Consider the following 14,103-nt stretch of genomic DNA (forward strand, 5'->3'; position numbering starts at 1 on the left):
CTGCTTAAAGCCTAGGTCATTAGCTTGTCACTAAGCAACAGAAATAAAAGCAGCCACGGGGCAGGTCTGAGAAAAAATATCGCTAATGCATCAGTCTAGTAAACCAAGCAATACCCTGACTGCACATATAAGCTTGACTGACTTAGCTTGACTGACTTAGCTGGCTGTGCAGCGCATCGAGGTACATGAGCGGTTAAAAAATCAGCTTAACGAGATACGCATAATTAAATTCGCTTAGGTGAGCGCTTTAGTTAGCGCTTTGGAAATAAGATTTAAAGCGAGTTAGAACAGGCCTAAAAATAGTTACTTAGCAACGACTATGCTCGGCCAAGTAAATCTAAACGTACAGCCATTTAATCCGTTGGATTCAAGTTTTACCCGTCCCCCTACAGATTCAATCGATTTTTTCACTAAAGCCAATCCAATGCCGCTGCCTTCGATTTCATCACGCGGTCTGAGCGTTTGAAACATTCCAAACACTCTGTCTTGATGTTCAGCGCTGACGCCTGGTCCGTCATCACGGACAAAAAATTCAATGAAATTTCCTTTTTCTTCGGCAGAAATCCAAATATTGCCTGACGCTTTATCGTGATGTTTAACGACGTTGCTAATCAGGTTACGAAAAACCAGCTCAAGCGGAACTTTATACGTCACCACAATAGGCATATTTTCAGCCCTGTAAAGGGTGAAGTTTTTGTTAGACACACACAGGTCATAGATGTCATCGACTAAGGCATATGTATTGACAGAAACTGCATCATCAACTGAACGACCGACACGCGAGTAAGCGAGTAAATCTCCAAGGAGCCGTTCCATACGATCAATACGGCTGCGCATTAAACGAAGATGCTCTTTGGTTTGGTCGTTGATGTCGTCTCCCAAGTCTTCTGTGATCCAACTAGCGAGTTGATCAATTCCACGCAAAGGAGACTTGAGATCATGCGAAGCGCTGTAGGTGAAGGTATTGAGCTCACCATTAATTCGCGTTAGCTCATCGAGAAGTTGTGCCTGTTTTTGAGCCGCTAAAACCGATTCGGTCACGTCAAAATTCACACCAAACATTTCGACTGTGACGCCCGCATGATCCAAAATACTGCCGGCTACTGCCTTGAGGTAGCGCGTCTCACCGCTTGGTGTGAGGATTCGAAACGTGGTGTCAAAAATCCGCACGCCAGTAATAGCGTCTTGCAATTCACGCTCACAACGTGCCCTATCGTCGGGATGCAAGCTGTCTACCCACAATGAAATTTTTTGCACGCCGTACTCAGTATTTCTCCCGTACAACTTATACATCCACCGGTCCCAGGTCAAGGACTGAGTCGCAAATTTATACTCCCAAAATCCCAGCCCAGCTGCATCTGCAGCATTTGAAAATCGTTTGTTAATTTCTAAAAGAGTTTGCTCATGGTTTTTACGCTCGGCGGATTCAAGCTTGAAGTGCAACCGTATGCTGATAGGACTCTAACTGTTCCATAAAAACCTGATGCGGCGTTCGATACCCTAAACATTTTCTAGGACGATGATTGAGCCTGTGCATCGCTAAAGCAATGTCATCGTCGGTTATGCAATTAAAGCGCATCCCCTTTGGGAAAAACTGGCGAATCAAACCGTTCATATTCTCGTTCGCCCCACGCTCCCACGAGGCGTATGGATGGGCGAAAAAGAAATCTGCACTCAGCGCAGAAGCTATTCGTTCATGCTGGGCAAATTCCTTGCCGTTATCAGTCGTGAGAGTGTGCACGCAATGAGCGAACGGTTTGAGTAAAGTGATTAACGCGTCCCCTACGGCTTGCGCTGTTTTGAATGGCACGTGGAAAATTATTGAATAGCGAGAGACACGCTCATTAATCGTCACTAGTGCTTGCTTCTGCCCGGCACCAATCACCAGATCAGCCTCCCAGTCGCCAAAGCGCGCACGCTCAAGCACGATGTCGGGTCGCAGTTCTATTGAGACCTGGTGAGAGATGGTGCCGCGCCGTTCACGGCCACTGCTGCGTTTTTTTCGCGTCTTCTGGCAACGCAGTGTTTTATGCAAGGTGCCGCCCGCGCGTTTGTCAGCGTAGATGTACTGGTAAATGCTCTCATAGCTAACACCGGGTTGGTGGCTAGCTTCGAGGTGGCCGCTGATTTGCTCGGGGCTCCAAGCCTCAGCCAACTTTTCCTCCACTACAGCCCATGTCGAGTCAGCAACTCTAGGACTATTGGCGCAGGCAAGTCTACGTTCTTGGGCTTTGTCATTTGCCTGCTTAGGGCGATAGCCTCGTAGACCGCGGTTACGACGCAACTCACGGCTGATGCTCGATTTATCACGGTCCATCATTTTTGCAATTTCACTTTGATTGAAGTTTGCTTTGACGAGGATTGCAATCTGGTAACGTTCGTCACGGGTGAGGTGTGTGTAAATCATTCTGGGCAACTTTGACTTGGTAGTCGGGAAGCTTGGATGCTCTCACATCTCACCCACCCGTACGGTTAATTTCAAAGTTGCACTTCAGACTTGAATCCGCGCTCAGTAATATCACGTGTGATTTACACAAAACCTAACAAAGCGCCTGTGTTATTTAAGATGCTATTAATAATCACACTGGCATAAAATTTGGAACCGTCCTCGCGCAAACGCCAGCCTTCGTCTTCAGAATATCCATATTGACGCGCGTTTGAAAGCTGGTCGTTAGCGCTTTGAATTGAACGTTTGTCCTTACCTATAAATAATGAAAAATGCTTTCCAAGCACATCAGATTTTTGATAGCCCTTAAGGCGCTCAGCGCCTAAATTCCAATTAGTGATGTGACCTAATTCATCCAGCATGATGATGGCGTGGTCATGAATGCTGTCGAGCATGGAGCGCAGTTGCAAGTCATTTTGCTGAATCTGACCTTCCAACGCTTTTCGCGCAGACATGTCAACAATTGAGACCAGCATTTTCGTGCCTTGGGGAGTACTAATTGGATTGATTCCAATTTCGATAGGAATTTCACTACCATCTTTACTACGTCCAAAAATATTTCTAATCATTCCAATGGAAGTGGTTTCAGATTTTTCTACAAATCTACGCCAATTTTTCGCATCACTATCCTTGAAACGATTTGGAAATAAGACCGAAATAGGCTGACCCAAAAGTTCTGCATCGGTATAGTCAAAGTACTCTTCAACGCGTTTATTAATTTGCTCAATTTCATCACGTTGATTAATGACAATAATGCCGTTGGGTGCGTTTTCAAGTATTTGGCGCACCTGAGAATTTGCGATGACACTTATTAATTCGTTATTTTTCAGAAGAATTCGTCGTATTGATCCAAACGACAAAATAATGACTAACGCATTGATCAGGAAAAAAGCATTGGCCCAAACCAGCTCTTTATGAAACGCGAACGCCATATGTCCATAAGGTGGAAATAAAAAATAAGTGATGAAGAATGCACAAATTAACGCCGTCACTGCACCGGCAACGCGTCCCGCGGCAAATGCAGCAATCGCAACTGCCGGATAAAATGTCACATATTGAAGACCTGCGGTATCCGGCGCAAGCAGATTTCTCACAGCTAGAGCCGTCACAGAAAGAATGACTGAAATCAGAAGTCCGCGAAAAAAATTGGTATTGACACGCAGATTCTTCATTAGAAACTTATCAAAAAAATTCGCGTCCTCATCATTTAATATTTCATGTGATGCTGGCAGATGAATAAATTCTCTATCGAGAACTGGGCTGTTATTTTTTTTCATTAATATCTTTTCTTGATATACAAATTTAAATATGCCTTAGACATGTTATTTTTTTTTGGATTACGAATTTCAATTCGCAAAAACCCATTTTCTTGTGGTTTACTAAAAATGAATCTAGTCAATCGCTTTAATGTCGAGCTCTACTGCTCAGAAGTTCAGAAGCTCAAAAACTCAGTGCTGCGTGTCGCTTAATTCACACAAGTCGCAGCAAATTTTGCGATAAATGCAGATTCAAAATCACTGGCAGGCACGGGTCTGGAGTAGTAGTAGCCTTGTAGAAGATGACAACCGTGCAGGAGACAAAAATCAGCTTGCGCGGCATTTTCAATACCTTCCGCCACAACCGTCAATCCAAGTGTTCTTGCAAAGTGAATCATGGCGGCGAGTAACCGTTCTGAGGTCTCTCCTTGACCAACGCCGGAGACGAAACTACGGTCAATTTTCAGGATATGAACAGGAAATAGTTTGAGGTGCTCAAACGACGAAAAACCTGTGCCAAAGTCATCGAGAGCCAAGCGCACACCCATGCCCGCGATGGCGGACAGCAAACTAGCGATCTTGTGGGGATTAGAAATCAGAACGTTCTCTGTAATTTCCAGCTCTATGCAACCTGCGGGCAAGCCACTAAGGTCAATGGTGCGCTTCAAACTATCTAATAAATCCTCATCCTGCAATTGCATTGCAGAGAGGTTTACAGAGACACCAAATTTCAGATCGGTTAAAGGATAGCGAGTCCTCCAATCTTGCAACTGATGGCAGGCAGTATGTAGCACCCATTGATCAATCTCGCACATCAAACCCAGCTCTTCAGCAAGGCCAAGAAAGCTGCCGGGAAACAACAAACCCATTCTCGGATGCTCCCAGCGAATCAGCGCTTCCAAACCACCTAGCGAGCCGTCTTTAGCGTTGACCATGGCCTGAAAATAGACTCTAAACTCATTGTTGACTAAGGCGCTGCGCAGGTCTCGCTCCAAAATTGCTCGCTCAAGTAGGCTTTGATGCAACTGGTCAGAGTAAAAATGGCTTTGGTTGCTTCCTGCCTGCTTGGCGCGATACATGGCGATATCAGCGCAGCGCATCAAATCAACTTTGTTGTTGGTGTAGTCACCAAAAACTGAAATACCTATGCTGGTGGTGACACGCCACCTAACATCGTTAAACACCATGGGTTCGATAAAACTAGAGACAATACGATTTGCCAGCAATGCTGCCTGATCGTCGTATTCCAAGTCTTGAGCCAAAATCACAAATTCATCGCCGCCAAGACGCGCCAACACATCGCCATCACGAACAACCGACTTCAAACGCGTAGCCACTTCAATCAGCAATTGATCACCCGCTGCATGGCCAAAAGTGTCATTCACACATTTGAATTTATCGATGTCTAAAATTAACACCGCAAGACGCCCACCATTTTGTTGACATTTGGAGACGGCCAATTCCATCGCGCGTTCAAAGTCGTAACGATTGGCCAATCCGGTGAGGCCATCGTGCTCAGCCAATCGGCGTAACTGTTCACGACTACGCTTTAAATCGCCTTCCAATCCCTGTCGATACTGGGCTTGCCGCACGGCTCGCATCAACCGACGGGGATTGACTTCATCTTTAAGTAAGAAATCTTGCGCTCCACCCTCAATGGCTTGCTCTGCCAGCACGGGATTTTCCTGACGACTGAGCATGACAACAGTTGATTCAACGGATTGGTTTTGTCTCAGGATGTTGAGCACATCGAGACCATCTCGGTCCGGCAAACTAAAGTCGAGCAAGATGACATCAAAAACTCTGTCTCGCGCAAATGCAATACCTTCCGTCCCTGTTTTAGCTTCCACCACGTTGACCGGTAGCGACGCATGCTTTAGAGCACGGCGTATTGACATACGGTCAACTTCGTCATCATCAATGATGAGAACTTCCAACGCAGCGACCATATTATTTAACCGGAAGCTCGACAACCCGACAGTAATGATCCAGCATCTCCATCACCCGCACAAACCCGTCGCCCAAATGGGTTTTGACAATATAGCCAGCAACATTTTTTGAATAAGCAGCAACTTTATCTTGCTCATCTTGAGAGGTTGTTAAAACAAAAACCACGGCCTTGGCCAGCGCCTCGTCTCTGCGCAGTTCAGACAGCATTTCTATGCCGTTCATCAGTGGCATATTGATATCCAGCAAAATCATGTACGGGCTTGGAACCGCGTCTACAGTCCTCAAAAGCGCGAGTGCTTCTACACCGTTGCGAGCGCGCACAACAAGATTGTCAATCTTCAGCTTAGTCAGTGCCCGTCTGACCCCCATCACATCTACATCATCATCATCAACAAGCAAGATGGTGACGGGTTTATTTGTTTGTGGCTCATTGACCATTCAAAATTTCCTTGGCTTGAGCATTTGTTATCTTCAATTTTAATCAGTAAATATTGATTAAATTTAGATAAAATCAAAAGTATGAGATAAATATAGCCTAATTCATTATTGATAATAAATTTGAAAATAATGCAAATTTCTATCAATTTCATTAAAAATGTATATTTGTAATGAGCCAGTAAGGCAACTAAAGTGCATAAGGTCTTTAGCGATCTGGAATAAAAAGCTCCATGCTAAAAGTCCTAACTATTTCGCTCACAAAGCAAAAGTCATCAGGTGGCGATGCTTTTCCACACTGAATTTAATTAAAGTTTATGCGCAGTTGATTTGAATAGACGAATTTAACAAGCATCAGCTGCAAGTCATCAAACGTTGCAATGCAGGGTAAGCAATCGGGCCCTATGCAAGGACATTCAAGACAAAGCGTGGAGCGGAATTGATACCGTCCATTTATGCTTTTCAAGCAGGAAAATCATCTAAAAGATTTAAGCGGTAGATGGAATTAACTATAGAAAAAATTAAGCTTTAGCCCACGGACGAGAGCAGAAAACGATCAAAAAAAGTTTACAAGAATCAATGCGTTCAAGGCGGTCTTCAAATAGCCAAGATTACATACGCCACTACAACGCTTTTTTTCTCAAAAGTTACGCCGACAAAATGTCAAAGCATAGCCAGTTGATGTCTAAAAACTAAAGCCAGCTGTGCGAATGGGTGGCATCGACCCTAGGCACTCTGCCCGGCTTCTCCAGCCATCCAAATTCACAGCCAGCGCTTTGGGCATGCAAAACTTATCGAATCCAGTTGTAAATTAACGACTCTAGCCGCATCCCATAGACACGATGTTTAGCTATAACCTGGCGGATTCAAGCTTGAAGTGCAACAGCGTGTTAGTTGGACTTTAACTCTTCCATAAAAACCTGATGCGGTGTTCGATACCCCAAACATTTTCTAGGACGATGATTGAGCCTGTGCATCGCTAAAGCAATGTCATCGTCGGTGATGCAATTAAAGCGCATCCCCTTTGGGAAAAACTGGCGAATCAAACCGTTCATATTCTCGTTTGCCCCACGCTCCCACGAGGCGTATGGATGGGCGAAAAAGAAATCTGCACTCAGCGCAGAAGCTATTCGTTCATGCTGAGAAAATTCCTTGCCGTTATCTGTCGTGAGTGTGTGCACGCAATGAGCGAATGGTTTAAGTAAAGTGATTAACGCGTCCCCTACGGCTTGCGCTGTTTTGAATGGCACGTGGAAAATTATTGAATACCGAGAGACACGCTCGTTAATCGTCACTAGGGCTTGCTTCTGCCCGGCACCAATCACCAGATCAGCCTCCCAGTCGCCAAAGCGCGCACGCTCAAGCACGATGGCGGGTCGCAGTTCTATTGAGACCTGGCGAGAGATGGTGCCGCGCCGTTCACGGCCGCTGCTGCGTTTTTTTCGCGTCTTCTGGCAACGCAGTGTTTTATGCAAGCTGCCGCCCGCGCGTTTGTCAGCGTAGATGTACTGGTAAATGCTCTCATAGCTAACACCGGGTTGGCATCGAGCTTCGAGGTGGCCGCTGATTTGTTCGGGGCTCCAAGCCTCAGCCAACTTTTCCTCCACTACAGCCCATGTCGAGTCAGCAACTCTAGGACTGTTGGCGCAGGCAAGTCTACGTTCTTGGGCTTTGTCATTTGCCTGCTTAGGGCGATAGCCTCGTAGACCGCGGTTACGACGCAACTCACGGCTGATGCTCGATTTATCACGGTCCATCATTTTTGCAATTTCACTTTGATTGAAGTTTGCTTTGGCGAGGATTGCAATCTGGTAACGTTCGTCACGGGTGAGGTGTGTGTAAATCATTCTGGGCAACTTTGACTTGGTGGTCGGGAAGCTTGGATGCTCTCACATCTCACCCACCCGTCCGGTTAGTTTCAAAGTTGCACTTCAGACTTGAATCCGCGCCTCAATAATAGCGACCATCTATGCCATGAGAAACTTAAGCGCTGTGCCGAGAATAGACGCGTGCTGACGTCAATTAGCTAAAAGCACTAGCCAAAGCTATATGCTGTGACGTGGAGCCGGCAGTAGATAGTAAAAATAACCGGTTAAACCTAAACCCCACCCTGCGGATGGGTTGGATCAATCCACAACACGGTATCGGGTTTTTCAACCGGTTCTATGTCCAAATTCACAGCCACCGCTTCGCCATCGCTGCGGCACAGCACGCATTCGAGTAACTCGGTGGCGCTGGCATTGATTTCTTGGTGCGGCACATAGGGCGGCACGTAGATAAAGTCGCCAGGGCCGGCTTCAGCGGTGAACTCTAGCTGATCACCCCAACGCATACGGGCTCTGCCGCGTATCACGTAGATCACACTTTCTAGGTGGCCGTGGTGATGCGCGCCAGTCTTGGCGTCGGCATGAATCGTGACCGTACCGGCCCACAATTTTTTAGCCCCGACGCGGGCAAAATTAATCGCAGCACGCCTGTCCATACCGGGTGTTTGCGCGGTGTTGCTGTCTAAGTTACCGCCAGCAATCACACACACGCCGTCGTGTTTCCAAGCTGGCTGGGCGGGATCATGTGTATGCATATCATCATGACTGGGGTCATGCGCATGCGTGTGGTCATGGTCATGCGTGTGATCGTGATTACTTGGCATTTTTTTATCCTTTGGCTGCGGTCATGGCTGTTGGCGAACTTGCAAAGCCTATAGGTAGCGCTCTCGCGCCAGCGCTGCACCAAGACCTAGCGCGACAAGTTTTTTCAGCGCCACCTCTCGGTCCATAGGCGCCAAGCCGCAATTGGTACAAGGCAGCAAGCGGTTCATGGGCACGTATTTAAGCGCCATACCAATCGTGTCAGCGATTTGCTCTGGGGTTTCTATCTCATCGCTGGCCACATCAATCACGCCAACCATCACGTCTTTGCCTTCAAGCAGCGCCATCAAGTGCGGCGGCACATGGGACTGAAAACACTCCAAGCTGACTTGGTCAATACTGCTTTTAGCCAGCGCTGGCAATACCGCTTCGTACTGACGCCATTCGCCGCCTAGCGTAGCTTTCCAGTCCACATTGGCCTTGATGCCGTAGCCGTAGCAGATATGAACCGCTGTCGTGCAAGTTAGGCCCTGGGCTGCGCGCTCTAGCGCTTTAACACCCCAAGCTGCGGCTTCTTCCATGTAGACATTAAAGGCCGGTTCGTCGAACTGAACGATGTCCACACCATCGGCCTGCAAAGCCAATGCTTCTTGATTTAGCAGTTCGGCAAATGCCATGGCCAAACTGACTTTATCGCCATAAAACTGGTCTGCCACAGTGTCAACTATGGTCATTGGGCCGGGCAAGGTGAACTTGATTTTTCGTGTCGTGTTGGCGCGTAAAAACTGCGCTTCTGCGGCATGGACGCGGCCTTTTAAACGCAGTTTTGCAACCACTTGCGGCACCATGGCGTCGTAGCGGTTATTGCGTATGCCCATCTTGACTTTGTGTTCAAAGTCTATGCCTTCTACCTGCTCTAAAAAGCCATGCACAAAGTGTTGACGCGACTGCTCGCCGTCGCCAATCGTGTCTAAGCCGGCGTCTTCTTGGGCTTTAATCCACAGCAGCGTCGCGTCTAGTTTGGCCTGTTTGAGTTCTTCGCCTTCGGCCTTCCATTGTGGCCAAAGTTTATTCGTCTCAGATAACCACGCTGGTTTGGGCAGGCTGCCGGCTATGGTGGCGCCAAACGGGCGAGACTGATCAGGGGATTTCACAAAAGCGTTCATAAATTAATCGTGTCTCTTTTATTTTTTAAGATGGATTGACGGGGTTTAAAGCAAATTCTTGAGCCAGCAGTGAATACGATGCAATTCTCGCCTCGGGCGAATGCGCCCAAGTAATAACCACCAATTCATTCACCGCATGCTCGGCCGCGAGTTGGCGCAGTTTGTTTGCCACCTGCGCGCCGCTGCCGACTAGCGCATTGGCTCTGAGTTGGTCGGATTGCACTTGCTCAGAGCGAGTGTAAGGCCGCTGGGCGACCTCTTGCGGCGAGAGTAATGGGCCGAGTCCGCCTTGGTTACGGTCTATTTTCCAGCGCTCGCGGCCCGAGAAATGCACCCAAGCTTCTTGTTCCGTATCAGCGGCTAAGGCCCAGACACAGAGCACGGCTTCGGGCGTCGGATGCGCCAAGCTGGGTTGATAAAGACGGCGGTACAAAGCCAGTGCCTCGGCTGCGCCCTGCCCTTCAGTAATAAACCACGCAAACGCATAAGGCAAGCCGTAGTGCGCGGCCAACTGGGCACCGTAGTCAGAACTACCCAACATCCAAAGATCAGGTGTAGTTGGGCCGGACGGGCTGGCCTCGACGCCGTGACCGGGATGGCCGGCGGGAAAGTCAATGCCACTCACCCAAGTTTGAAGTTCGCGCACCTGAACCGGAAAATTCTCGGCCGACTGGCGCGGGTCTGGGTTGAGCAAACGGGCAGTTCGCATGTCAGAGCCAGGCGCGCGGCCCACACCCATGTCAATGCGGCCGGGCGCCAAGGCATCGAGCACACGAAATTGCTCAGCCACTTTGAGGGCTGAATAATGCGGCAGCATCACACCTGCGCTACCAATACGAATCGTGTCGGTGGTGGCCGCAATCGCCGCCATCAACACCTCGGGTGCAGAACCCACAATGCTGGGGTGAGAGTGGTGCTCGCTAACCCAAAAACGGTGGTAGCCCAAGGCTTCGGCATGCTGGGCAAGGGCTAGGGTTTCACGGATTGAGGCGGCTTGGCTTTGGCCAGAAAGGGCGACGGATTGATCGAGAACTGAGAGTCTAAGCATGACTCGACTATAGCCAGACCCTGCTCTGCTTGCTGACGCTCTGGCTCTGTTCAAATACAAGCTTGGCTTTAGCCGCTCACCCTAGAAAAATTACACCCCATGGCACTCAAAGCTACGATTCACAAAGCGCAACTGCAAATAGCCGATATGGACCGCAACGTCTATGCCGATCACAACGTCATCATTGCGCGCCACCCTTCTGAGACCGACGAGCGCATGATGATTCGCCTGCTGGCCTTTGCCCTTAACGTAACCGCTGACGACAACAAAGGCAAACTAGAGTTCGCCAAAGACTTGTGGGACGTTGACGAGCCAGCACTCTGGCACAAAGACTACACCGAGGCCGTGCTGCACTGGATAGACGTAGGCCAGCCGGACGACAAGCGCTTGATGCGCGCCGCAGGCAAGGCCGAAAAAGTCAGCGTCTACGGTTTTGCCAGCAGCACACCGGTTTGGTGGAAGAACATCCAAAGCAAACTCACCCGCGCCGCCAACCTAACCGTCTGGCAAATAGATGCGGCGCAAAGCCAAGCCTTGGCCAAACTCTCGTCCCGCAGTATGCAGTTGCAAGTGACAGTGCAAGACGGCACTTTGTGGATGAGCACGGGCGAGGAATCCGTTGAAATCACGCCGCAGCGTTTAACACCTGGAAACTAAAACCATGCACACCTCAGTGGCGAACTTGCAGCGCGATCTGCTGGCTTTTATAGCCCAAGACGGTTGCACAGACGGTGAATTCAACGCCATGGCCTTGCAGCTGTTTGCGCATCAGTTCAAAAACAATTTGCCGTTTCAGCGCTTTTGCATGCAGCGCGGTAAAACACTCAGAAACGTCAAAAACTGGACCGACATACCGGCCGTGCCGATTGATGGTTTTAAAGACTTAAGCTTGAGCTGCACTCCGATACAAGAATGCGAACGCGTCTTCATGACCAGCGGCACCACCCGCGCCGACGTCAAAGGCCGGCACCACCACCCAACACTAGAAGTTTGGGATGCGTCGATGCGGCGCGGCTTTAGCCAATTTTTTATGCGCGGCAGCATTAACATTCGCATGGCGGTTTTGTTTCCCGACGAAACCATCATGGCCAACTCATCGTTAGCCCATTATTTAGCCATGGCGGTGCGCGAATTTGGCGCGCCTGGTAGTGGTTATTTTCTCGATGCCAATGGCTTGCAAATCCAATCGCTGGCGCAGACCTTGACGCAAGCCGTAGCGACCGGCGAGCCGATGGCGATACTCGGCGCTAGCTACTCTTTTGTGCATTTGATGGATGCACTACAAGTCCAAAACTTGAGTTTTAAATTGCCCGCAGGTAGCCGGCTATTTGACACCGGTGGCTTTAAAGGCCAGTCACGCGAGCTGGCGATGGACGACTTTTACGATCAGCTAGCCAACACGTTTGGCGTGGCGCGCAAGGACTGCATCAATATGTACGGCATGACTGAGCTGAGTTCGCAGTTCTACGACGACGGCAACCAAAGCCTGCCCTCAGTCAAACGCGGCCCACATTGGATACGCTCGCAACTGGTAGACCCGGTCACGGGCAATGCGGTCGCTAGTGGCGAGCGCGGCATTCTGGCGCATTGCGATTTAGCCAACTACAACTCCGTCACCAGCATACTCACCGAAGATGTGGGTCAAACACCGCCGCAGGCCAATGGCGGGTTTTTCCTGCATGGCCGCGCACAGGGCGCACAGGCCAAAGGCTGCTCGCTGGCGATTGATGAATTTTTGCGGGCCGCTAAAACGTGAGCACATCGAACATCAAGGCTGGCTATTTGCCCGGACTAACAGACGCAGATGTCGCATGGCATAGCGTCTCGTTTGGCAGCGGCGCAGAGCAACTTGATGTCGACATGCCTATGCTCAGCCCGGCCCAACTCACGGCCATGGCAGAGCGGGTTCGCACCCATAGCGCCGCGCATTTGCAAAGCCTGAGCACAGCGCAAATCATAGACATCATCAGCCGCGCGATTGCCCGGCTACTGGATAAAAAAGACGTTTACCGACTTGAGGCTGAACGCTTGTTGCCGCGGCTGACCGGGCTTGCGCCTGACATGCTTAGATTGTCGCTCAGCGCCTATCTCAAGACCTTTCGCAAGCCGCAATTACAACGCTTTGTGGCCGAAGATTTCCCCAATCCCGCACAACTAGAAAGCTTTACGCCGCGCAGCACGGGTGGCTGGTCAAAGGCGGTTGCGCCAGATTTATTGGTCCATGTTTGGGCCGGCAATGTGCCGGGCTTGCCGCTGTGGAGTTTGATCAGCGGCCTGTTGGTACGCGCTGGCAATATTGGCAAGGTATCGAGCGCAGAGCCGCTAATGGCGAGTTGGTTTGCACGATTAATCGTAGAAGTTGAACCCAGTCTTAAAGACTGCCTAGCCGTAGTTTGGTGGCCGCGCGATGACACAACCCGCCCGGCCGCGCTGTTTAGTCAAGCCGAGGCCGTGCTGGCTTATGGCGGCAATCAATCCTTAGACCAGATCCGCCAACAAGTGCCGGCGAGTACTCGGTTTTTACCGCACGGCCACAAGCTCAGTTTTGCCATAGTGTCTCAATCTGCACTCACCGTTAGGCAAGCGCAAAACCAAGCCAGATTCGCGGCACTAGACGTGGCGCGCTATGAGCAGCAAGGCTGTTATTCACCGCATACGATTTATGTGGCACGCGGCGGCGCGGTATCGCCACGCGAATTTGCGCAGTTGCTAGCCGGTGAATTAGCCGCGCTAGAGCACCGCTTTCCAAGGCGCACCCTGCTGCTAGAAGATGCGGTAAGTCTGGCCAAATGGCGACAAGCCAAAGAGTTTGAGTCAGTGCAGCATAGCGACTCCAGCCTGATTGGCGATGCGGCTGCGCCTTGGGCTGTCGCCTACAGCGAGCTGCCAACAAGCCTTGCACCCAGCGCCATGAACCGCACGGTGTGCGTTGTTGCCGTCGACCAAATGGCGTCTGTAATTAGATTGATTGCGGGCCAGAAAATGTATTTACAAAGTGCCGGCGTTGCAGCCAGCCCCGAGGAATTGTTTGTCATCGCCAGCGAGTTAGGCGCTGCCGGCGTCACCCGTATTTGCGCCATAGGCGCTATGACAGCACCCGAAGCCGGCTGGCATCACGACGGCCGCTTTAGCCTGCTGGACTTGGTGCGCATGGTCGACATAGAAGCTACGACTGAACACGCAGCCGAAGCCTTCACCCGCTACCGGGACTGAG

Annotated in this window: 12 protein-coding genes; 3 read left to right on the plus strand and 9 right to left on the minus strand. The window is 49.9% G+C overall.

Annotated features, from left to right (window positions below):
• Positions 1–303 precede the first annotated feature (303 nt).
• From HC248_RS11200 to HC248_RS11240, 9 genes are all read right to left on the minus strand, one after another.
• Positions 304–1,443 (minus strand): sensor histidine kinase, encoded by a 1,140-nt coding sequence (locus HC248_RS11200; RefSeq protein WP_337778945.1) that lies wholly within the window; start codon positions 1,441–1,443, stop codon positions 304–306.
• On the minus strand, positions 1,427–2,407 hold the full coding sequence (locus tag HC248_RS11205; RefSeq protein ID WP_168920864.1) for an IS30 family transposase: 981 nt from the start codon (positions 2,405–2,407) through the stop codon (positions 1,427–1,429). The genes HC248_RS11200 and HC248_RS11205 overlap by 17 nt, the downstream gene beginning before the upstream one ends.
• Positions 2,408–2,529: 122 nt before the next feature.
• Positions 2,530–3,723 carry a PAS domain S-box protein gene (locus tag HC248_RS11210; RefSeq protein ID WP_168922548.1) on the minus strand — a complete coding sequence of 398 codons (1,194 nt, stop codon included), beginning with the start codon at positions 3,721–3,723 and terminating at the stop codon, positions 2,530–2,532.
• A 188-nt stretch (positions 3,724–3,911) separates the two neighbouring features.
• Positions 3,912–5,651 carry a putative bifunctional diguanylate cyclase/phosphodiesterase gene (locus HC248_RS11215; protein WP_202882376.1) on the minus strand — a complete coding sequence of 580 codons (1,740 nt, stop codon included), beginning with the start codon at positions 5,649–5,651 and terminating at the stop codon, positions 3,912–3,914.
• Between the two features lies 1 nt (position 5,652).
• Positions 5,653–6,090, minus strand: coding sequence for a response regulator (locus HC248_RS11220; RefSeq protein ID WP_168922549.1), 438 nt, complete (start codon positions 6,088–6,090; stop codon positions 5,653–5,655).
• Between the two features lie 887 nt (positions 6,091–6,977).
• Complete coding sequence (locus tag HC248_RS11225; protein WP_168921001.1) at positions 6,978–7,934, minus strand: IS30 family transposase; 957 nt, start codon at positions 7,932–7,934, stop codon at positions 6,978–6,980.
• 251 nt (positions 7,935–8,185) lie between these two features.
• Positions 8,186–8,737: a cupin domain-containing protein gene (locus tag HC248_RS11230; protein ID WP_168922550.1), complete on the minus strand. Its 552-nt coding sequence runs from the start codon at positions 8,735–8,737 to the stop codon at positions 8,186–8,188.
• A 48-nt stretch (positions 8,738–8,785) separates the two neighbouring features.
• Complete coding sequence (locus tag HC248_RS11235) at positions 8,786–9,841, minus strand: methionine synthase (RefSeq protein ID WP_168922551.1); 1,056 nt, start codon at positions 9,839–9,841, stop codon at positions 8,786–8,788.
• 25 nt (positions 9,842–9,866) lie between these two features.
• Positions 9,867–10,889, minus strand: a complete 1,023-nt coding sequence (locus HC248_RS11240) for an LLM class flavin-dependent oxidoreductase (RefSeq protein ID WP_168922552.1) — start codon at positions 10,887–10,889, stop codon at positions 9,867–9,869.
• Positions 10,890–10,988: 99 nt separating this feature from the next.
• On the opposite strand from HC248_RS11240, the gene HC248_RS11245 reads away from it, so the two are divergent.
• From HC248_RS11245 to HC248_RS11255, 3 genes are read left to right on the plus strand one after another with little or no spacing between them, the layout of a single operon-like run.
• On the plus strand, positions 10,989–11,546 hold the full coding sequence (locus HC248_RS11245; RefSeq protein ID WP_168922553.1) for a YaeQ family protein: 558 nt from the start codon (positions 10,989–10,991) through the stop codon (positions 11,544–11,546).
• A 4-nt stretch (positions 11,547–11,550) separates the two neighbouring features.
• Positions 11,551–12,645, plus strand: coding sequence for a LuxE/PaaK family acyltransferase (locus HC248_RS11250; protein ID WP_168922554.1), 1,095 nt, complete (start codon positions 11,551–11,553; stop codon positions 12,643–12,645).
• Entirely contained in the window at positions 12,642–14,102 is a 1,461-nt protein-coding gene (locus tag HC248_RS11255) for an acyl-CoA reductase (protein WP_168922555.1), read from the plus strand. The genes HC248_RS11250 and HC248_RS11255 overlap by 4 nt, the downstream gene beginning before the upstream one ends.
• Position 14,103 lies beyond the last annotated feature (1 nt).

It is taken from the genome of Polaromonas vacuolata (assembly GCF_012584515.1).
Lineage (GTDB): Bacteria > Pseudomonadota > Gammaproteobacteria > Burkholderiales > Burkholderiaceae_C > Polaromonas > Polaromonas vacuolata.